Source organism: Microbulbifer maximicatervae (SeqCode) (assembly GCF_052467825.1).
This window is the reverse complement of record NZ_CP174327.1, coordinates 5,083,332-5,102,522: the sequence shown is the minus strand read 5'-3', so window position 1 is coordinate 5,102,522 and position 19,191 is coordinate 5,083,332. Positions and strand designations below refer to the sequence as shown.

Genomic DNA, 19,191 nt, shown 5'->3' with positions numbered 1-19,191 from the left:
GAGCAGACAACTTAATGCCTTCTTTTGACATTGTATCTGAAGTGGATAAGCACCAACTCACCAACGCTGTGGATCAGGTGAATCGCACTATTACCAACCGCTTCGACTTTAAAGGTGTGGATGCGGAAGTGGAGATGAGTGAGTTCTCCCTGGTAGTTCGCGCTGAAGTGGACATGCAGGTAGACCAGATGGTGGATATGCTGCGCGGCGCACTGATCAAATGCGATATCGATCCACTGGCGATGGATGTAGGTGATAAAGAGCAATCCGGCAAGCAGGTCAAATTGGACGTGACCCTGAAAAATGGCCTTGACAAAGAACTGTCAAAAAAGATTGTTAAGCTGATCAAAGATGAAAAGCTCAAGGTGCAGGCTGCCATTCAGGGTGAGCAGGTGCGTGTTACTGGCAAGAAGCGCGATGACTTGCAGCAGGTGATCGCCTTGTTACGTGGTAAAGAGCTGGAACAGCCATTGCAGTTTAATAACTTCCGCGATTAATTGGTTTTGCAGTGATCAAGCGTACTCTCTTCAGTGTTCTATCCGTGCTGTTGTCGCCACTGGCGATAGCCGCAGAAATTACCCCGGCTAGGTTGCTGGCCAGCTATTGGGTTGATAGTAGTGCAGGCCTGGATATTTCCGGCTTAAGTTTCTGTTCTGGAGATCTGCTGGCAGTCTCCGATAAGAATTCTGAAGAGATCTACACGCTTGAATTTCGCGATGGCAGTGCCGACCTGGTATCACATCTTCGCTTAAGCGGCCTTGGGATACCGGAGCAGGATGAGCCTGTCAGCGCTTGGGAAGGCTTCAAGGAGTTGTTCCGCCCGGCAGAAGATCTGGACTTTGAAGGTGTTACCTGTAGTGATGGCCAGGTCTATCTGGTCAGTGAGCATTACAACCGTATTGCCATCGTAGATATTGAGGGAAATGCACGCTGGCAAGAGCATAGCTGGTCGGCATTAGCCAGGTCCCAGGGTTTTCTACAGAAGACCAATGCTTCCAGCGAGGGGTTGGTGAAAGCCGACGATACTTTCTGGGTAGCCATGGAGCGCGAACCCCGTGGTTTGTTGAGGCTTAATGCAGATGGCGAGGCCAGCACACTGACTCTGCCTCAAGTAGATGGCCTGGACTTTGCTGGCCGTTCAGAGGACTTGGCGGGATTGGATTACCACGACGGCGCACTCTTTACCTTGGAGCGCAATGCCCACGCCGTGTGCCGCAGGGCACTTCCTAGCCTGGAAGCCGAGTGGTGCCTGGATTATCGCGCCCTTGAAGAATCTCCCGAGCGGGTTTATGAAGAAACCCGCTATGGAAAGGGCGAGGGGCTGGCAGTCGGAGAGCAGGGTATTTTCGTTATCCTCGACAACAATAATATCGGCCGTGCCCAGGCGCCTGACGACAAGCGCGCGCTGCTGTTGCATCTGGCAATGCCAGATGAGGCCAGTAGGCTGCAATAATTGACTCTGTCTGGCGCCGTACTTTCCGGGAGTCGGCGCTAATCCCATCCCTTTAGTTCTTTCCCGTTCAACAAGTCCCTCTATTTTTAAAATATCTTCTAGTCACTAGCGCTAAAATTGTTTAGAGCAATTGGGGTAACTATGCTGTGTACCAATAGCTATTGGGACCTTACAGCTTGGTAGTGTCTGTTGGCCGCAGGGAATCTCCCGGTTCTTAAATCACTTTGGCGATAAATTGGAAGGATCGTGATTAAGCGTATTTTTTTAACTATCGTATGTGCGCTCTTGTCATCCTTGGGGCTGGCAGCTGAAATTATTCCCGCCAAAAAAATAGCTCATTATTGGGTGGATGATAGTGCCGGGTTAAGCATATCTGGACTGAGTTTTTGCGATGGAAAAATGGTTACGGTGTCGGATAAGCAATCCAGGGAGATCTACCAGATAGTATTGGGAGATAGGAGTGCAACCTTGGAGCCTTATATCAAGCTGGCTGGGCTCCGGGTTCCGAAAAAAGATAGGCCTACTAATTTATGGTATTTTCTACTGGAACTTACTCGCCCAGCTGCAGCGATGGATTTTGAAGCCATCACCTGTGCCGATGATAAATTCTATTTGTTGAGTGAACGTTACAACCGCATAGCCGAAATAAATATGGAGGGAAAGGGGCATTGGTTAGAAAATATGTGGTCGGCCACGGCTAAAGCCCAAGGCTATATGCACGGGTACAATCTCTCCGGTGTAGGGCTGCAGAAGGTGGGCGATGACTTTTGGATGGCTATAGAGCGGGATCCCCGTGCCCTGGTAAAACTCGGCCCCAGGGGAAGTGTACAGATTTTTACACCGCCGCCAGTAAAAGGGCTGGATTTTCGTGATGAGTCGGAAAATATGGCAGGCCTCTATTACTATGATGGGGCTTTGTGGACCCTGGAACCTAATGCCTATGCAGTTTGTCGCAGGGAATTACCCAGCTTGAAAGCTGAGTGGTGCCTGGATTACTGGGAACATGAAAACTCCTCTGAACTCGGCTACGAGGTATCGCGGACCGGCGGCAAGGGAGATGGTTTGGCTATTGGAGAGCGGGGCGTTTTTATTGTGTTTGACAATGATAATATCAGCCGTATTCACGACCCTCAGGATCGCAGAGCACTCTTATTACATCTGGCTCTGCCAGATCAATCTGACTAAATACCAATAGAGACTTTCTGTTATTGGGGTTCGAATAGTTGGGTTGTGTTTAATGGGGAATGTAATGATCAAGACAGTTTTCCTCGCAATTAATTTCATATTTTTAGCATCCGTGGGAATGGCTGCTGAGATTTTTTTTGCTAAAGATATTGCTGATTACTGGATAGATAATAGCTCGGGTGTAGGTCTATCTGGTTTGAGTTTTTGTGGTCAATTAATAACGATCTCTCCTAAAGAATCGGAAAAAATATATAGAATCAATTTACACGGTCAGAGTGCGACATTAGAAAAATACCTGAAAGTTAGCGGCCTGCCTCCGCCCAAAAGGGGAGTAGCCGATAATGTTTCTCACTTTGTTATGGATTTATTGCGGCCTAAATCCGCAATGCGTTTTGGTGGAATATGTTGTAGAGACGACGGTACATTTTTATTGAGTGAACGCCACAATCGAATAGCAGAAGTGGACACAGATGGGAGTTCACGCTGGATTAATAACAAGTGGTCATCAGCAATAGAACACCTGGGTTATTCGCTGAGATACAATAATGGCGGGGAGGGGATAGTTGAGGTTGGCGATGACTTGTGGGTAGCTTTAGAGCGGGAACCCAGGGGATTGTTAAAGGTGGGAAATAAAGGAGAGTTTCAAGTTTTCTCCTTGCCTTCTGTAGTGGGGCTGGATTTTGGAGACCACCCGGAGAATCTGAGAGGACTTGATTATCATGACGGCGCTCTTTTTACTCTTGAAAGCAACGCATATGCGGTATGTAGAAGAGCTCTGCCGAGCTTGCAAGCTGAATGGTGCTTGGTTTACCGTGAGATTGAAGAATCTCCGGAGCACGCCTATGAAGTGTCGCGGTTGGGGGGGATGGGGTCTGGAGTTGCTGTAAATAACCAGGGGGTATTTGTGGTTTTCAATAACAATAATATCAGTCGTGCCCGTGATCCCCAGGATCGCCGCGCGCGGTTGTTACATTTAGCTTTCCCCGAGGGTAAACAATAGGGACATATAGTAGGTGGTAGTTGAGAAGTTACCGGCACTGCTGGAGGAAATACGGGCTTGTCGCCTCTGTGAAGAACAGCTTCCTCTAGGGCCGAATCCAGTCTTGAGGGCTGCAGCGTCTGCACGCCTATTGATCGTCGGCCAAGCCCCGGGCACCAAGGTCCACGCGACCAGTATTCCCTGGAATGATCCCTCAGGAGATCGCCTGCGAGATTGGCTGGCGATTGATAGGAATACCTTTTACGACGAGTCCCAGATTGCCATTATTCCCATGGGCTTCTGTTACCCTGGGCGCGGCAAGGGCGGTGACCTGCCGCCGCGACCCGAGTGTGCCGCCACCTGGCATCAGCGCCTAATGGCACAATTACCCAACTTGCAACTGTCGCTGTTGGTGGGACAATACGCCCAGCGCCATTACCTCCCGCACTGGTATGGCAGTATTACCGAGAATGTTCGCCATTACCGCGATGCTCTGCCAGCGGGATACTTTCCATTGCCGCATCCAAGCCCGCGCAATACCCTGTGGTTGCGTCGCAGGCCCTGGTTTGAGGAGGAAGTTGTGCCTGAGTTACAACATCATGTTAAAAAGATATTGAAGGTTTAAGAATGCCGGTTCCGGACAAAATAAAGATCCACCCCTCTTGGTACGATGTTTTGGGCGGGGAGTTTGACCAACCCTATATGGCCCAATTGCGTCAGTTTTTAAAGGGGGAGAAAGCTGCCGGCAAGAAGATCTACCCAGCCGGTGGCCAGATCTTTAATGCCTTTAACTCCACACCTTTTGATCAGGTAAAAGTCGTTATCCTGGGTCAGGACCCATACCATGGCGTTGGCCAAGCCCATGGCCTGTGCTTTTCTGTGATGCCCGGAGTACGCATTCCCCCATCGCTGCAAAATATTTATAAAGAGTTGCACTCCGATATGGGTATTCCCCCTGCACACCACGGTTGCCTGCAACCATGGGCAGAGCAGGGCGTGCTTTTGCTAAATGCCACCCTTACTGTTGAGGACAGCAAGGCCGGCGCCCACCAAGGGCAGGGTTGGGAGCAATTTACGGATGCGGCGATTCACAAGCTAGCGGAACAGCGTGAAGGGTTAGTCTTTGTTCTTTGGGGGAGCTATGCGCAAAAGAAGGGAGGCTTTATCGACCGCAATAAGCATTTAGTGTTGCGTGCTCCACACCCCTCCCCTCTATCTGCGCATCGGGGTTTCTTTGGAACCCATCCTTTTTCCCAGGCAAATCACTGGTTGCAACAGCGTGGAGAAAAGCCTATTGAGTGGGCTTTGCCAGACGCGGATCAATTGAAGCGGATTGCTGTGGAGATTTAGTGGCTTGCCCCGGATAGGTATTATCTATCCGGGTTTGTATTTATCCAGAGAGCCAAAAATTCTATTCCTGTTATCCTTCTCTTGGCTTTCAGATAAAGAATCTTTCTATTTTTTAGTGGTTATATGCGTCAATTCTCTGCTTTGGCAGTGTTTTGCAATGGAAATCTATCGAGGCTTGAAAGCCAATCAGAGCTATTATCTATTTTTGGCTCTTTTGAAGTTATTTATCTGTCCGATAAAGTATCAGTTGTGAAATCTAAGGTGGAATTGCTATGAAAATGATGACCTGCAAGGAGTTGGGAGGCGCCTGCGATGTGGAATTTCGTGGGAATAACTTTGAAGAGGTGGCGGAGCTTAGCAAGATGCACGGAATCGAGATGTATCGAAAAAATGATGCACAGCACTTGCAAGCTATGAAAAAAATGCAGGATTTGATGAAAGATCCTGATTCAATGCAGAAGTGGTATGAGTCAAAGAGGGCAGAATTTTCAGCTCTCCCGGATTGTAAATAGAAAAATTAGTATTTTATGGGTGGAGATTGATTTGGCCTAATAAGCTTGGTGGCTAAAGTTTGATTAATAATATATGGGTTGAGTAATTCGAAAAGGGTTTCCACTTGGGTGGTATATATTGCTTGGCTAATAATCCTATCTATTTAAGATTGGCGACCCTTCACAGGGTGCCTCTTTTTGGTTTCAACGGCCTTCCAAAGAGGTCGCATTAATAGCCGGGCAAACGCGAAGCCGACAAAAAATAAGTTACAGATATAGGCTAAAAAATAAGGGCCAAACTCTCTTTCGAAAAATATGCCAGTAGCGTTGAGTGTGCTGACGATAACTACCGATGAAGCGATACTGAAAAGCCCATAGTAGGTAACTTTCATTACAATAGACACAAATTTGAAGTGTCTTTTTTTCCACAGATAGACAATAAAGCCTGTGGTGGCTATTCCCATCAAGGAGCTGCTTGTAGACCAAACATAGCCAGCATCGATACGGAAGTTCAAAAGTGCCAAAGAAAAGGCGGCGAGCAGTGCGCTGAATAGGCTGATATAGACAATCATGGCCAGGGACACCACATGACCCCTAGAGATACTCTCTATTCTCCTTGACTGAAAAGTGGCAACCATTGCCGCAAACCCTGCCAGCACTATGGATATTTCAATAATGACAAGTAATTGATCGATTTGTACCGACAGTTTTTCCATCTTCCGCTATTGTCCCAAGCAGAAAGGTTAAATAGGAAAGTTGATAACAGTATATGAGTGAAATGGAGAGCTGGTAAGTTGTTTCCCGTCTCACAATTAGCTTTATTTTAACCCGCTTGCTATATGGTTAATAATTGTTGTTAGGTGTAGGTGTAGGTGTCCAATGGTTGACGCCACACTTTTAGCTGAAAATCAGCCGGACGCCGCCGTTTTCTCCTTGTCGGTTCGGCCTAGTTCATTTTCTTTAACAGCTACCCATAATGGGCGCATAAGCAGTCTTGAAAATGCATAACCGACGACAAATAGGTTGCAAACAAAGGATAAAAAATACGGTCCATACTCCCTGTTGAAAACGATCCCTAGCGTATTCATGATATTGATAATAACTACTGAGCCGGCAATGCCGAAAAGAAGGAAATAGGTAACCTTGGCAACAATTGAAACAGATTTGAGTCGTTTCTTTATCCATAGGTAGCCGATAGAAAACGACGTAGCCACACTCATGGCAAAACTGCTTACTGACCACAGGGTGCGATCAGCGAGATCAAAATTGGATAGAGTCAGGGTGAAGGCAGCCAGTAATGCGTTGATCAAACTGATATAAATAATCATCGCGAGGGATACAATTCTTCCTTTGCCAAGATTTCTGCCTTTTCTGGGTTGGAGTGTGCCAACTATTGCAGCAAAGCCTGCCAGAATAATGCAGCATTCAAGAACGACAATTAGTTGGTCTAACTCTTTCAATATTGCCTCCCTCTACTGCTTTATTTAGCTGAAATTTTGAAGCCCAGGGAAATATCCATAAATATAGTAGCGGTAGTAAGCTGCGTTTTGATTGGTGCAAACCTTTTTACTTTCCAGAGGTTTTTTCTGGTTGTTAAATCATAAACAAAAAAGGCGACTAAAAAGCCGCCTTTTTGATTAAAAGTACTTTTCCGGTTTAGGCTAGCGGATCGGCGTCTGCATCGTAGGGAAGTTCTCCGATATCCAAAGTGCGGCCATCTTTCAGGTGTAAGGTTTCACCTGCGGCCACTTTGGATATGGTGAGTACGGCGAGTAGCTGAATGCCTTCTTTGCTATGGCAGGCTTCCACCAGATTACCAATACTTTGCTTTCCATCTCCAAATATCTCCATGCCCGATTCAGGGAGATCCCCCGAAGCGCAGCTGGCCCGGTAAAGGCGACGTTTGGCAGCGCCGCGGAATTGCATCCGGGCAATTACTTCCTGGCCGGTATAGCAGCCTTTTTTAAAGCTCACGCCACCGAGCAGGTGCAGGTTGGTCATCTGCGGGATAAACATCTCTGTCGTGGCGGCGTCCACCTGAGGGATACCGGCTTCAATTTGGCGCATTTGCCAGCAGTCATAGCCGGTAGCTTCACACTCTGGTGATAGCTTTTGCCACAGTTGCTGGACCTTGCTGGTGGGTACCAGGATGGCTAGCTGCAGGTCGGTAATACATTGGGCAATGCAGCGCTCTCCTTCGAAGTCAAATAGCTTCACCTCGCCGACTGAGGGTTGCTCGAAGCCCAGCAGTTTGGAGGTGCGCTCTGCCACATCGCGCCCCTGCAGGCCTAACCAGTGGGTTTCATCACTGATGTCGTGCAGCTCTGTCTTGAAAAAGACGGCGTACTTGGCCAGCGCTTGCTGGGCGATGGGGGCCAAATCCTTGGGCAACCGGAAGATGAACTCACTTTGTGAAAGTTTCAGTGCACTAAAAGCACTGATCATACGCCCCTTAGGATTGCAGTGAGCTCCCAGGGTACTGTGTTCATCGGGAAGGTTGATCAAGTCACAGGTGAGCTGCCCCTGTAAGAACTTCTGGCTGTCGGGTCCGGTAATGGAAATAGCTCCGATTGGGCCCAGGTCCAGCAGGTGCAAACTCTGAGGGTCTTCGCGACTAGTGAGAGGGAAGTGAGCTTTGCTGCCCTCCCAAATGGCGCCCTCGTTGCTGAGAAAATCCTGCCACTGTTGCTGATCCATAATCCTGCCACCTGCATTTGTATTCGGGGCATAATTTGGGGGTCCTTCGCGCCCTTTTCAAGTTTGGTGGGGCAGGGGGTATACTGCGCTTTTTATCTGGTTGGAAAGAAGTATGGATCGCAACCGCCTGTTTTGGGCCAGTCGCCGTGGCATGTTGGAATTGGATCTGGTTTTGCTGCCGTTTCTGGATAATGTTTACGAGACCCTGGAGCCAGAGGATCAGCAGCGCTATATCCGCCTGCTTGATGAGCAGGATCAGGATCTGTTCGCCTGGTTCTTGCGTCGAGAAGACCCGGCTGACCCGGACTTGAAGCGTATAGTGCAAATCATCCGTGACAACACCGGACTCCAGGAATAGCTCGACACCCCCGCTTTATGAGCGCAGCGCCCGCTTAAGTTGCGTCGTTGCGCCTTCCTTTCTTTTGCATTTGCTCCTTTTGCTGATCACCTTCCTGGCGATCTTACTGGTCTGGTTGTGTAACCTGCCTTTAGTGTTATCAGGGCTGGCGAGCCTTTTTGTTATGGTTTACGCCGGGATAGAGTGGCGCCGGGTGAAAACTGTGAGCGGCCATTTATCGACCCGCGAGCGAAGGTGGTTTTGGCAGCCTGATGGCGCAGATCGTCGCGAATTCCAGTTTGTAAGTGAGCTGGTGTTGTGGTCTTGGTTGGTGGTGATAAATGGTCGGGACAGGGCTGGGCGCCGGCTCCGTTTGGTGTTGGCCAAGGATATGCTGGCGCCGCAGGATTGGCGTAGGCTACAAGTGGCACTGCGCTATTCCCGCTAGTTAGCTGGGTTGCCGTGGCGGGCCCAGTTGACTAAAAATTGGTCGGTTAAATAAATTGGCGTTGGCCGGCAAAGTTCTCTGGCACCAAAATCGTGTCCATAGCAAGTTCACGCAGTTGGGGGTAGTCGAGGGAGTAGTGCAGCCCCCGGCTCTCGCGGCGATCCAGGGCCGAACGAATAATCAATTCCGATACCAGGGAGAGATTGCGCAGTTCAACCAGGTCACTGCTGATGCGGTAATTGGCGTAGAACTCGCGAATTTCTTTCTGCAGCAACGTTACTCGGTGTTGTGCGCGCAAGAGTCGCTTGCGGGTGCGCACAATGCCCACGTAGTCCCACATAAACCGGCGCAGCTCATCCCAGTTATGGGAAATCACTACATCTTCATCGGAATCAGTGACGCGCGATGCATCCCAGTCAGGAGATGGGCGGGGCGCCTGTACCATACCCAGGTGCTCATCGATATGCAGGGCTGCTGAGCGAGCGTAAACCAGACACTCTAACAGCGAGTTACTGGCAAGGCGGTTGGCGCCGTGTAAGCCGGTAAATGTCGTTTCGCCAATGGCGTAGAGCTGGTCCAGATCTGTGCGCCCATGGCGATCGACCATAATGCCTCCACAGGTATAGTGAGCTGCAGGCACCACTGGAATAGGCTCTCGGGTGATATCAATGCCATATCGAAGGCAATTGTTATAAACCGTTGGGAAGTGATCGCGGACAAACTGTGGATCTTTGTGGGAAATGTCCAGATAGAGGCAATCTGCCCCCAGCCGTTTCATCTCGTGGTCGATAGCGCGGGCGACGATATCCCGTGGCGCCAACTCTCCTCGCTTGTCGAAGCGGTCCATAAACCGGCTGCCGTCGGGAAGCTTGAGTACAGCGCCTTCACCGCGCAAAGCCTCTGTTACCAGCAGGGCTTTGGCCTTGGGATGGTAAAGGCAAGTGGGGTGAAATTGATTGAACTCCATATTGGCCACGCGGCACCCGGCGCGCCAAGCCATTGCGATTCCATCGCCGCTGGCACCGTCCGGGTTACTGGTATAAAGGTAGGCCTTGCTGGCCCCCCCGGTGGCCAGGACGACGGCTTTAGCCTGGATCAGCTCGACCTCATCGTTGCTCTTGTTGAGTACATAGGCGCCGGCACAGCGAAATCGGCCTTTATCTGGATCCGGCTGGCGGATTAGATCGATGGCAACGTGGTGTTCGAAACAGTCGATATTGGGGCTGTTTAGCACCTTGGTGATCAGGGTGCTGTGTACCGCTTGGCCGGTGGCATCGGCGCTATGAATAATGCGCCTGTGACTGTGCCCCCCCTCTTTAGTGAGGTGGTAGCCCTGCTCCTCGCGGGTGAAGTCCACCCCTTGATCGATTAACCAGCTGATCGCAGCAGTGCTCTCCTCTACGGTAAAGCGCACTGAAGCGGGGTGGCAGAGTCCTGCACCCGCGTCTAATGTGTCTGCAATATGCGACTCAACCGAATCCATCTCATCCAGCACTGCAGCGATGCCTCCCTGGGCGAACCAGGTAGAGCCATCTTGCAATCTCTGTTTGGAGAGCAGGGCCACGCGATACTGGGAGGCGAGATGCAGGGCCAGTGTAAGGCCTGCTGCACCGCTTCCAATTACGAGAACGTCGTAGTTTGCCTGGGCATTCATAGATTTCAATTATGTTTAAGGGTCGCGTAGTATAGCGCCTCCTGATTATTCGTCGATTTGACGTGGAACTTATGTCCTATTGTCATTGTCATCAACACAGTAAAAGAAACGCCTGCGCCGGTGGCCCCGCAGTTAAATTTTGTGGCGCCCGCAGTGTGGCTGGATATGGGAGTTGGGGATGACAGCGCATCAGGCGTCAACGAGTGACCGTGAGCTGGTAGAACGAGTACAAAAAGGGGACAAACGCGCTTTTGATCTTCTTGTACTCAAGTACCAGCACAAAATTGTTGCTGTAGTGAGTCGGTTCATTAAGGACCACAGTGAAGTACAGGATGTAACCCAAGAAGCTTTTATTAAGGCTTATCGTGCTCTTGCCAATTTTCGCGGCGAGAGTGCTTTTTACACCTGGATGTATCGGATTGCGATCAATACCGCCAAGAATCACCTGGTTTCCCGCAGTCGTCGGCCGCCATCTTCCGATGTTGAACTGGAAGATGCTGAGTTTTACTCGGGCGCTGACCTGCTGCGTGACAACGAGACACCTGAAAGTCAGATGTTTCGCGACCAGCTGGAAGCGGCGGTGCATCGCGCTATTCGCGCACTGCCAGAGGATCTGCGCTCAGCGGTAACGCTGAGAGAGCTTGAGGGACTGAGCTACGAGGAAATCGCCGAGGTTATGGGATGCCCGGTGGGAACTGTGCGCTCTAGAATATTTCGCGCACGGGAGGCGATAGACCGGACAGTCCAGGCCGTGATGGCCGGCGAGCCGGAAACACTGGGTGACAGGGGTTAAAATTGCGGAAAATTTTCCCAGTCGGGGAAACCAACCGCTCAGACTCCGGTCATAACATGTAACCAAATATGGTGCTTGTGGGCACCGAATAAATGATTGCACAAGAGGGTTAACCCCTATGTCCCACGGGAATCATCAGGAACGTCTTAACGAGTCGCTCTCGGCGCTCATGGATGGCGAAGTCAGCGAACTGGAGCTGCAACGGCTTCTGAAGGCCAGCGCGGCCTCTGAAGAGTTCGGTGAGCGCTGGTCGCGTTACCAACTTGCGGCGAGTGTTATGCGCCGCGAACAGGTCGCGCCGGTCGACATCGGCCTTGCAGCGAGTATTTCTGCCGCCATCGATGAGGAAGAGCCTCTGTCGCAAAACGGCAATGGGGGATCTGCGGTTGCTGGCAATTTGGTCAACAATCGCTGGTGGCGTCCGCTGTCCCGTGGTGCTGTTGCTGCGACGGTGGCCTTTGCTGCCATTTTGGGTGTGCAGCAAATGACAGATTCTCCACAGAGCGCTATTCAGGGGGCAAACCAGCCGGTAGCTTCGGTAGAACGGGAGGCTCAGCCGGTCGTTCAGTCTGCACCGCAGCCTTCCGGTTTCTATGTGCCCGCCCCTTCCACGCGCTCAGTGAGCACTGCGGCTCCCCGCTTTGTGCCGGAACAACGCACCGGTGTTGTGGGGCAGGCCGTAATTCAGCAGGCCCCGACTCCCGAGTTGATGCGCCACCTGAATCGCGTAATGATTCAGCACTCAGAACAAGCCGCTCATGTGGGCAGTCAGGGCATGGTTCCCTTTGCTCGCGCCACTTACGGCGAACAGGTTGGAATGTAGTGTGACGAAAGTCGAAACCAGGGGGCGCCGAATTTTCAGCGGGATTCTCAAGGCCAACGGTCTACTGTTGGCCTCCTCGTTGTTGGCACCCATGTCATTTGCCCAGGTTGACACTGGGGTCGAACCCAGTGTCCCCACCACCATCAATCTCGATATGAGTACTGCTCCCGCAGCAGCCCCAGCTGTAGTGGAAATTGCTATGACAGACGGGGGCTCGGCTGAGGTGGAAAGTCCTGCCGCAGTACCGGCCGATCCTGCAACTGCAGCCCCGGAAGGCGCTGTTGGTACCGTGCCGGCGCAAGAGGCGGTGACATCTGGTGTAGTTAATCTCAATCCTGCGAATCTCAACCCTGCAGCGCAGAGCGGCCTGGTAAGCCCGGGTGTAGTGAGTAGCAACGAGGTTGAGCATTGGCTAGCCAAGTTGGCAAAAGCAGTAACTGAGCTTGAATACAGTGGTCTGGTGACCTTTGAGCATGCGGGCCTCCTGGAGACCTTGCAGGTGGTTCACGCGGTTCGAGAAGGTGAGCAGGTAGAGCGCGTGCGCTACCTCAGTGGTGAGCCTAGAGAGTTGATCAGCCACGGCAGTGCCGGAAATTGCGATGTCAGTGCTTCGCCAAGAAATCGTGCTACAACATGGAACTCGGCGGGCCAACAACAGGCTCAGCGCGCCTACCAATTTATTTTGCGGGGTGAGGAGCGAATCGCGGATCGCGATGCTGTTGTGATTGAGGCGCGACCGAGGGATCGCTATCGCCTGGGCTTGGTAGTGAGTCTCGATAAACAGACTGGGCTGCCGTTGAAGACCATGCTGGTTAGCACCCAGGGCCGCGTACTGGAGCGTTACCAGTTTGTACAACTGGATCTCTCCCCTGTAGAGGATGCCGCACTACAGGCGGTCTCCAATAATGCCCGGCGCATCGATAATCGGAATGAGTGTACGGCTTCACAGAGCCGCTGGCAGGTGGGCTGGTTGCCCGACGGTTTCCGGGTAGTGTCCGTCAAGCCCTTATCTGATGGCGATATGATGGTGTTTAGCGACGGGCTGGGAGTGTTTTCTGTATTTGTCCAGCGCCTCGGTCCAGAACTTGAGGGCTTTAAAGGTCGCGCAATCCGCGGAGCTACAACAGCCTATATGGACCGTCTGGAAATTGAAGGCGTTGCTTACACTGTAACAGTGGTGGGTGAAATCCCCGAAACTACAGCGCGCCGTGTCGCCAGCTCAATTACCGCAAAGAGCTAAGTGAGCATATAGGTGCTTCAAGAGCGTGGCCGGGTGGTGGCCATAGAGTCTGATGCTATCTGGGTGGAGACCACCCAGAGTAGCGCCTGTAATGGCTGTTCTACCAAGTCCAGCTGTGGGACTGGATTGCTGGGCGATCTGTTTTCTTCTTCGACCCGCGTTAAAGTAGCTCTCAACGGTTTTTCTGCTGATAAAATCCACCTCGATGATGTGGCAGTAATTGGTATTACCGAGAATGCCCTGACCAGTAGTGCCTTGCTGGTTTACCTCGTCCCCTTGATGTCCCTGGTGCTAGTTGCACTGATTGGGGATTCGCTCTTCGCTGAGCCCGGTGCTGTAATCGGGGCCTTGATCGGTCTGGTCTTCGGTGCTTTGGGAGTTCGCTGGTACAGTAGGTCCCAGTCGCAAAACCCCACCTACACCCCTGTACTTCTGCAGATTGAGCCCTCCCAAAAGAAATAGTCCGTCGCCTCCGCCTTCGCCAGCTAGCCCTCGTCTCCCTGACCTAAACTGAGAGTTCCTTTTATTGCCTGGAGGCTCTGCCAATGAGGGCTCGCTGTTTTGATGAGCGCTGGCCTCTACGTACTGCATTTGTCATCTCTCGTGGCGCGCGCACTGAGGCTCAGGTTGTGGTGGTGGAGCTTAGTGATGGTGAAGTCTCTGGCGTCGGTGAGTGCACGCCTTATGCTCGCTATGGAGAAAGTGCTGCCTCTGTTTTGCACCAGCTGCAGCCGATGCTCAAAGAGGTGAGCGATGGGTTGACCCGAGAGCAATTACAGCTGCGTATGCCTGCCGGAGCGGCGCGAAATGCATTGGATTGTGCGCTGGCAGATTGGGAGGCTAGAAAAGCGGGGCGTTTACATCCGGCTCCGGATTTTCTCCCTACCGTACAGACATTAGTTGTTGATAGTCCCGAGGCAATGGCAAGTGCTGCGAAAATTGCTGTGACTGCGGGAGCTGATGTTCTTAAGTTGAAACTTGATGACCAACATGTGCAAGAAAGGGTGTCGGCAGTACGCTCAGCAGCACCGGATGCCAGGTTGGTGATTGATGCCAATGAGGCATGGCGAAAAGAGACCTTGTTGCAGAGATGTCATGATTTAAGCAAGTTGGGGGTGGCGATGCTTGAGCAGCCACTTCCAGCGAGTGAAGATGAATTTTTGGAGAGCTTTGAGCACCCGCTGACGATTTGTGCGGACGAGAGTTGCCATACTCGGGAGGATCTGCCGAAGTTGCTTAAACGCTATGAGATGGTCAATATCAAGTTGGACAAAACTGGCGGGATTACCGAGGCCCTGGCACTGGCAGATGAAGCGACTGGTCTCGGCCTGGAAATTATGCTGGGATGTATGCTGTGTACCTCTCGGGCTATCCGCGCAGCCTGGCCCTTGGGAAGTCGAGCTAGCTTTCTGGACCTGGATGGGCCCACCTGGCTGGCTAGCGATGTGGAGCCCCCTCTGCGTTTCAAGGCGGGTAGAGTTTATTGGTCGTAAGTCAGCAGATCGATTAGCGCTTGCAGATAGTCTTCACTTGCCGCATCAGCTGATATTGGGGGGAATTCAAGGGTAATACAGGGCAGTGTTTGCTCGGCACACCAGGTGCCGAATGATCCTGGGGTCTGGTAACCCACATCCCCAACCAGAGGCAGCTTGAAATCACTGGCAAGCTGCATGCCCAGAGGGCTGTTGCTGGGATCCTCGACACAGGCAAGGGGCTCGTGAATGGAAACGGTCCAGGTCGGTCCCAGCTTTGCAAACAGCTGGCAAAGTGCAGAGGTCTCGGGTTCAGAGGCGGCGCTATCACCTGTACTTAACCTAACATCGCGTTTTTTCGCAGCACTGTTCCACCGGTAGACATTGCCGCTGCCATCCCAATTTGCAGTGGCAAAGTTGCGGTTGAGATCTACGCCGCGCGCGTTGGCCCTGGTGCCCAGCTGGCAGCCATCCGGATTGACAGCGAGGATTACGTGATGTCTCAATGAATTGGTGGCGAGGGCCCGCAACGCGCAGGATAGAGCGACGACTGCGGCGACTTCATCTCCGTGGGTGCCGGCCATTATGAGGCCGTGGTGGGTGCCGGTTTGCGCGGGAAAATAGAGTAGGGGGGCGCCCAAAACACTTTGGCCGTAGAGCTCGGTGGGCAGGTGAAACTGACCGCGTTCTGGGCGCGGGCGCATTTCGGACATCGTTAACTCTTTACACAGTTTTACAGTCTGTTGTAGAACTTTGGTGACTAGATCGCCACTAAGTCGTTACTGAGAGTCCCTAAGGGGCTGGACAAGCCAAGGCTCGCCCTTGAAAGGACTCGAAAATCCAATGGTTTCATATTAGAAGGGATCACTAGGGGTAACAAACCTATGGTTAAACGTTGTACACAATATCTACTGGTTCTTTGTCTGTTGGTTTCCGGGGCTGCCAGTGCCCGCGGACTGCCCGAACTTACGGAATTAATCGAAGATAACTCTCCGGCAGTCGTCAAAATCAACACGGTTGATCGCAACCGCACTAGTCGCAGTAGCCAGCCGCAGCTTCAACAGGAAATTCCCGATATCTTCCGCCACCTTTTCGAGCCGCGCCAGCGCCAGCAGCGCCCGGTAGCGAGTATGGGGTCCGGCTTTATCATCTCTGAAGACGGTTATATCGTAACCAATAATCACGTGGTCGATGGTGCAGACCAGGTAACCGTTACATTGACTGATCGTCGCGAATACGAGGCGCAGGTTATCGGCAAGGATGTGCGCTCCGACCTGGCCCTGTTAAAGATCGACGCGGAAGACCTGTCGTCAGTACGCTGGGGGGATTCCGAAGAACTGCAGGTGGGAGAATGGGTTGTCGCTATTGGTTCTCCCTTCGGCTTGGACTACTCCGCAAGCGCCGGGATCGTCAGTGCGATGGGGCGCAGTATCCCCAATGAGAGCCGCGAGAATTACGTTCCTTTTATCCAGACAGATGTTGCAATTAACCCCGGAAATTCCGGAGGCCCGCTGTTTAACCTGGATGGGGAAGTAGTGGGTATCAACTCTCAGATCTATACCCGCAGTGGCGGATCTATCGGGCTCTCCTTCGCTATTCCCGCGAGCCTTGCCCAGGATGTGGTTGCCCAGTTAAAGGAAAAAGGGCGGGTGGATCGCGGATGGCTCGGAGTGGGAATCAGTAATGTCGACCGCAATATGGCGGAAGCCATGGGCCTTGGTAAGCCCGCCGGGGCCCTGATCGATCAGGTGAGCCCTGGGTCGCCCGCGGCTCAAGCGGGAATTATGCCTGGTGATATCATTTTGCGCTTCCATGGTCAGAAGATAGGAGTTTTTGGTGACCTGCCGCACGTTGTAGGCCAGATTCGACCGGGTACACAGGCCCAGGTGGAGTTGATCCGCAATCGTAAACCCGAGCGCCTGAGTGTTACTGTCGGCACCCTGCCGGGTTCTGAAGATGAAGCGAGGCAAGTGGCAGCCAATCCCAGCTCTGGAGTGGGTGGGCGCCTGGGTGTCGTGGTTGAGGAAATTCCCGATATCCTGAAGCAACGCTGGAATGTGGAAACTGGGGTGCTGGTGAAGCAAGTGATTCCAGGCAAGCCCGGTGCCAAAGCAGGTTTGCGCAGTGGCGATATCATCGCGCAACTTGGTTTTGAAGAAGTTGGCGACATTAGTGACTACAAAACTGTCGTCAAGGATCTGCCGGAGGATGAGCTATTGCCGATTCGCTTCTTCCGGGCCGGGCAGTCCACTTTCCGTACAATTAAGATCGAAAGCTAGCCGCTTTCCAGCGATTGGTGGCCCATTGGGCCACCTAGCTCTCACCTCTGTCCATGAGTTCTGTTAGACTTGCGCCACACAGTTGGCACTATAGCCAGCTAATCATTTGATTTTGCAAGGGTTTTTATTCCGCAGTGGCCACAGATCTCTCTCATATCCGCAATTTCTCCATTATTGCCCATATCGACCACGGGAAATCTACCCTGGCTGACCGCTTTATCCAGGACTGTGGTGGCCTCTCCGATCGGGAGATGGCTGAACAGGTGCTGGACAGCATGGAGCTCGAGCGCGAGCGTGGGATTACCATCAAGGCGCAGAGTGTGACGCTCGACTATGAAGCGCGCGATGGTAAGACCTATCAGCTGAACTTTATTGATACCCCCGGACACGTGGATTTCTCCTATGAGGTGTCCCGTTCTCTGGCAGCTTGTGAAGGCGCGCTACTGGTGGTAGATGCCGCCCAGGGCGTTGAGGCCCAGTCGGTTGCCAACTGCTATACAGCCATTGAACAGGGGTTGGAAGTTATCCCTGTCTTGAACAAGATGGACTTGCCCCAGGCAGACCCTGAAAAGGTTGCCGAAGAAATTGAAGATATTATCGGTATCGATGCCGCCGAAGCGACTCGTTGCAGCGCTAAGTCTGGCCTCGGTGTTGAGGATGTACTGGAAGATCTGGTGCGCTTGGTACCACCGCCTGAAGGCGATGTCGATGCTCCTCTACAGGCGCTGATTATCGACTCATGGTTTGACAGTTACCTGGGTGTTGTTTCCTTGGTGCGTGTTGTACAGGGCACCCTGAAAACCAAAGAAAAGATTGTCACCAAATCTATCGGTCGTGCCCATGTTGTGGACAGCGTGGGAATCTTTACACCCAAACGCCACGAAACCGGTGTACTTCGCGCAGGTGAAGTGGGCTTTGTGGTGGCAGGGATCAAGGATATTCATGGCGCTCCTGTGGGCGATACGCTGACCCATGCTAAGGGCGCTGATGACATTGATATGCTGCCGGGCTTCCAGAAGGTTAAGCCCCAGGTTTATGCAGGCTTGTTCCCGGTTAGTTCAGACGATTATGAGGCTTTCCGGGATGCGCTGGAGAAGCTGTCGCTGAACGATGCCTCCCTGTTCTACGAACCAGAAACATCCGATGCCCTGGGCTTTGGTTTCCGTTGTGGCTTCCTCGGCATGCTGCATATGGAAATTATCCAGGAGCGTCTGGAGCGGGAATACGACCTGGATCTGATTACCACAGCGCCGACCGTGGTTTATGAAGTTGAGCAGTCAGACGGTGAGATAGTGATGGTAGATAATCCATCGCGCTTACCCGATGTAGGCTCCATCGAAGAGATGAGGGAGCCGATTGCCGAGGTGAATATTCTTGTACCTCAGGAGTATTTGGGCAACGTCATCACTTTGTGTGTGGAAAAACGCGGTATTCAAAAGGACATGCAATACGTAGGTTCACAAGTGTCCCTGCGCTATGAGCTGCCGATGAGCGAAGTGGTTATGGACTTCTTCGACCGTCTCAAATCCGTAAGCCGCGGCTTTGCCTCTTTGGATTACAGCTTTGTCCGCTTTGAAGCGGCCAAGTTGGTGCGACTGGATATCCTGATTAATGGTGACCGGGTGGATGCTCTGGCGCTGATTGTCCACCGCGATAATGCGCAGCAGAAAGGCCGCGCAATGGCGGAAAAGATGAAAGAGCTGATTCCCCGTCAGATGTTTGATGTGGCGATCCAGGCGGCTATTGGTGGTCAGGTGGTTTCGAGAACCACGGTGAAGGCGCTGCGCAAAAACGTGACGGCCAAATGTTACGGTGGTGATGTTACTCGTAAGAAGAAGCTGCTGGAGAAGCAGAAAGCGGGTAAGCGCAGAATGAAGCAGTTGGGCCGTGTTGAAGTGCCGCAGGAGGCATTCCTGGCGGTACTGAAGGTGGATCAGTAAGGCTTCGGCCCTGCGCCACGACGAAAAATAAGGGATAGTAGAGAAAAGTA

General features: G+C 52.1%; 21 protein-coding genes. 16 read left to right on the top strand and 5 right to left on the bottom strand.

All coding sequences use genetic code 11. From position 1 onward, the window contains the following. Positions 1 to 14: 14 nt before the first annotated feature. From ACJJII_RS22360 to ACJJII_RS22330, 7 genes are all read left to right on the top strand, one after another. A complete protein-coding gene (locus tag ACJJII_RS22360; RefSeq protein ID WP_108733959.1) occupies positions 15 to 497 on the top strand; it encodes a YajQ family cyclic di-GMP-binding protein in 483 nt (160 codons plus the stop codon). 11 nt (positions 498 to 508) lie between these two features. Further along, the gene (locus tag ACJJII_RS22355; protein ID WP_444917785.1) at positions 509 to 1,453 is read left to right on the top strand and encodes an esterase-like activity of phytase family protein; all 945 of its coding nucleotides are present in this window, start codon (positions 509 to 511) and stop codon (positions 1,451 to 1,453) included. A gap of 246 nt (positions 1,454 to 1,699) precedes the next feature. Continuing rightward, on the top strand, positions 1,700 to 2,638 hold the full coding sequence (locus ACJJII_RS22350) for a hypothetical protein (protein WP_444917784.1): 939 nt from the start codon (positions 1,700 to 1,702) through the stop codon (positions 2,636 to 2,638). A 64-nt stretch (positions 2,639 to 2,702) separates the two neighbouring features. Continuing rightward, positions 2,703 to 3,638 carry an SdiA-regulated/phytase-like domain-containing protein gene (locus tag ACJJII_RS22345; protein WP_444917783.1) on the top strand — a complete coding sequence of 312 codons (936 nt, stop codon included), beginning with the start codon at positions 2,703 to 2,705 and terminating at the stop codon, positions 3,636 to 3,638. A 13-nt stretch (positions 3,639 to 3,651) separates the two neighbouring features. After that, positions 3,652 to 4,242 carry a uracil-DNA glycosylase family protein gene (locus ACJJII_RS22340; RefSeq protein WP_444917782.1) on the top strand — a complete coding sequence of 197 codons (591 nt, stop codon included), beginning with the start codon at positions 3,652 to 3,654 and terminating at the stop codon, positions 4,240 to 4,242. Between the two features lie 2 nt (positions 4,243 to 4,244). Beyond that, entirely contained in the window at positions 4,245 to 4,967 is a 723-nt protein-coding gene (gene ung / locus ACJJII_RS22335) for a uracil-DNA glycosylase (RefSeq protein WP_444917781.1), read from the top strand. Positions 4,968 to 5,239: 272 nt separating this feature from the next. Continuing rightward, positions 5,240 to 5,479, top strand: coding sequence for a DUF1059 domain-containing protein (locus ACJJII_RS22330; protein WP_444917780.1), 240 nt, complete (start codon positions 5,240 to 5,242; stop codon positions 5,477 to 5,479). A gap of 143 nt (positions 5,480 to 5,622) precedes the next feature. Here the strand turns inward: ACJJII_RS22330 and ACJJII_RS22325 are convergent, their stop codons facing one another. The 3 genes from ACJJII_RS22325 to ygfZ form a co-directional block, all read right to left on the bottom strand. Beyond that, complete coding sequence (locus ACJJII_RS22325) at positions 5,623 to 6,174, bottom strand: hypothetical protein (RefSeq protein ID WP_413662757.1); 552 nt, start codon at positions 6,172 to 6,174, stop codon at positions 5,623 to 5,625. Between the two features lie 192 nt (positions 6,175 to 6,366). After that, positions 6,367 to 6,918 carry a hypothetical protein gene (locus ACJJII_RS22320; protein WP_444914327.1) on the bottom strand — a complete coding sequence of 184 codons (552 nt, stop codon included), beginning with the start codon at positions 6,916 to 6,918 and terminating at the stop codon, positions 6,367 to 6,369. Between the two features lie 196 nt (positions 6,919 to 7,114). Continuing rightward, positions 7,115 to 8,155, bottom strand: coding sequence for a CAF17-like 4Fe-4S cluster assembly/insertion protein YgfZ (gene ygfZ / locus ACJJII_RS22315; protein WP_444914326.1), 1,041 nt, complete (start codon positions 8,153 to 8,155; stop codon positions 7,115 to 7,117). 112 nt (positions 8,156 to 8,267) lie between these two features. Here ygfZ and ACJJII_RS22310 point away from each other — a divergent pair, with 112 nt between their 5' ends. Together ACJJII_RS22310 and ACJJII_RS22305 are read left to right on the top strand one after the other, a co-directional pair. Then, positions 8,268 to 8,513 (top strand): FAD assembly factor SdhE, encoded by a 246-nt coding sequence (locus tag ACJJII_RS22310; protein ID WP_282931952.1) that lies wholly within the window; start codon positions 8,268 to 8,270, stop codon positions 8,511 to 8,513. Continuing rightward, positions 8,488 to 8,940: a protein YgfX gene (locus ACJJII_RS22305; protein ID WP_444917779.1), complete on the top strand. Its 453-nt coding sequence runs from the start codon at positions 8,488 to 8,490 to the stop codon at positions 8,938 to 8,940. Before ACJJII_RS22310 ends, ACJJII_RS22305 begins: the two co-directional genes overlap by 26 nt. 46 nt (positions 8,941 to 8,986) lie before the next feature. On the opposite strand, the gene nadB is transcribed toward ACJJII_RS22305, so the two are convergent. After that, a complete protein-coding gene (gene nadB / locus ACJJII_RS22300; protein ID WP_413662753.1) occupies positions 8,987 to 10,594 on the bottom strand; it encodes an L-aspartate oxidase in 1,608 nt (535 codons plus the stop codon). 178 nt (positions 10,595 to 10,772) lie between these two features. Between nadB and rpoE the strand changes: the two genes are divergently transcribed. The 5 genes from rpoE to ycjG all read left to right on the top strand — a co-directional run bounded on the left by rpoE (position 10,773) and on the right by ycjG (position 14,943). Beyond that, positions 10,773 to 11,387, top strand: coding sequence for an RNA polymerase sigma factor RpoE (gene rpoE / locus ACJJII_RS22295; RefSeq protein WP_282931954.1), 615 nt, complete (start codon positions 10,773 to 10,775; stop codon positions 11,385 to 11,387). Between the two features lie 118 nt (positions 11,388 to 11,505). After that, complete coding sequence (locus tag ACJJII_RS22290; RefSeq protein WP_444898008.1) at positions 11,506 to 12,210, top strand: sigma-E factor negative regulatory protein; 705 nt, start codon at positions 11,506 to 11,508, stop codon at positions 12,208 to 12,210. A 1-nt stretch (position 12,211) separates the two neighbouring features. After that, complete coding sequence (locus ACJJII_RS22285) at positions 12,212 to 13,450, top strand: MucB/RseB family sigma factor regulatory protein (RefSeq protein WP_444917778.1); 1,239 nt, start codon at positions 12,212 to 12,214, stop codon at positions 13,448 to 13,450. Positions 13,451 to 13,462: 12 nt separating this feature from the next. Continuing rightward, entirely contained in the window at positions 13,463 to 13,912 is a 450-nt protein-coding gene (locus ACJJII_RS22280) for a SoxR reducing system RseC family protein (protein ID WP_282931957.1), read from the top strand. An 83-nt stretch (positions 13,913 to 13,995) separates the two neighbouring features. Continuing rightward, positions 13,996 to 14,943: an L-Ala-D/L-Glu epimerase gene (gene ycjG, locus ACJJII_RS22275; protein WP_444917777.1), complete on the top strand. Its 948-nt coding sequence runs from the start codon at positions 13,996 to 13,998 to the stop codon at positions 14,941 to 14,943. Here the strand turns inward: ycjG and mpaA are convergent. Beyond that, positions 14,931 to 15,635, bottom strand: a complete 705-nt coding sequence (gene mpaA / locus ACJJII_RS22270) for a murein tripeptide amidase MpaA (RefSeq protein ID WP_444917776.1) — start codon at positions 15,633 to 15,635, stop codon at positions 14,931 to 14,933. The two genes, ycjG and mpaA, sit on opposite strands and share 13 nt — an antisense overlap. 171 nt (positions 15,636 to 15,806) lie before the next feature. Here mpaA and ACJJII_RS22265 point away from each other — a divergent pair, with 171 nt between their 5' ends. Both ACJJII_RS22265 and lepA read left to right on the top strand, forming a co-directional pair. Continuing rightward, on the top strand, positions 15,807 to 17,201 hold the full coding sequence (locus ACJJII_RS22265; RefSeq protein WP_413662747.1) for a Do family serine endopeptidase: 1,395 nt from the start codon (positions 15,807 to 15,809) through the stop codon (positions 17,199 to 17,201). A 134-nt stretch (positions 17,202 to 17,335) separates the two neighbouring features. Continuing rightward, positions 17,336 to 19,141 carry a translation elongation factor 4 gene (gene lepA, locus ACJJII_RS22260; RefSeq protein ID WP_413662746.1) on the top strand — a complete coding sequence of 602 codons (1,806 nt, stop codon included), beginning with the start codon at positions 17,336 to 17,338 and terminating at the stop codon, positions 19,139 to 19,141. Positions 19,142 to 19,191 lie beyond the last annotated feature (50 nt).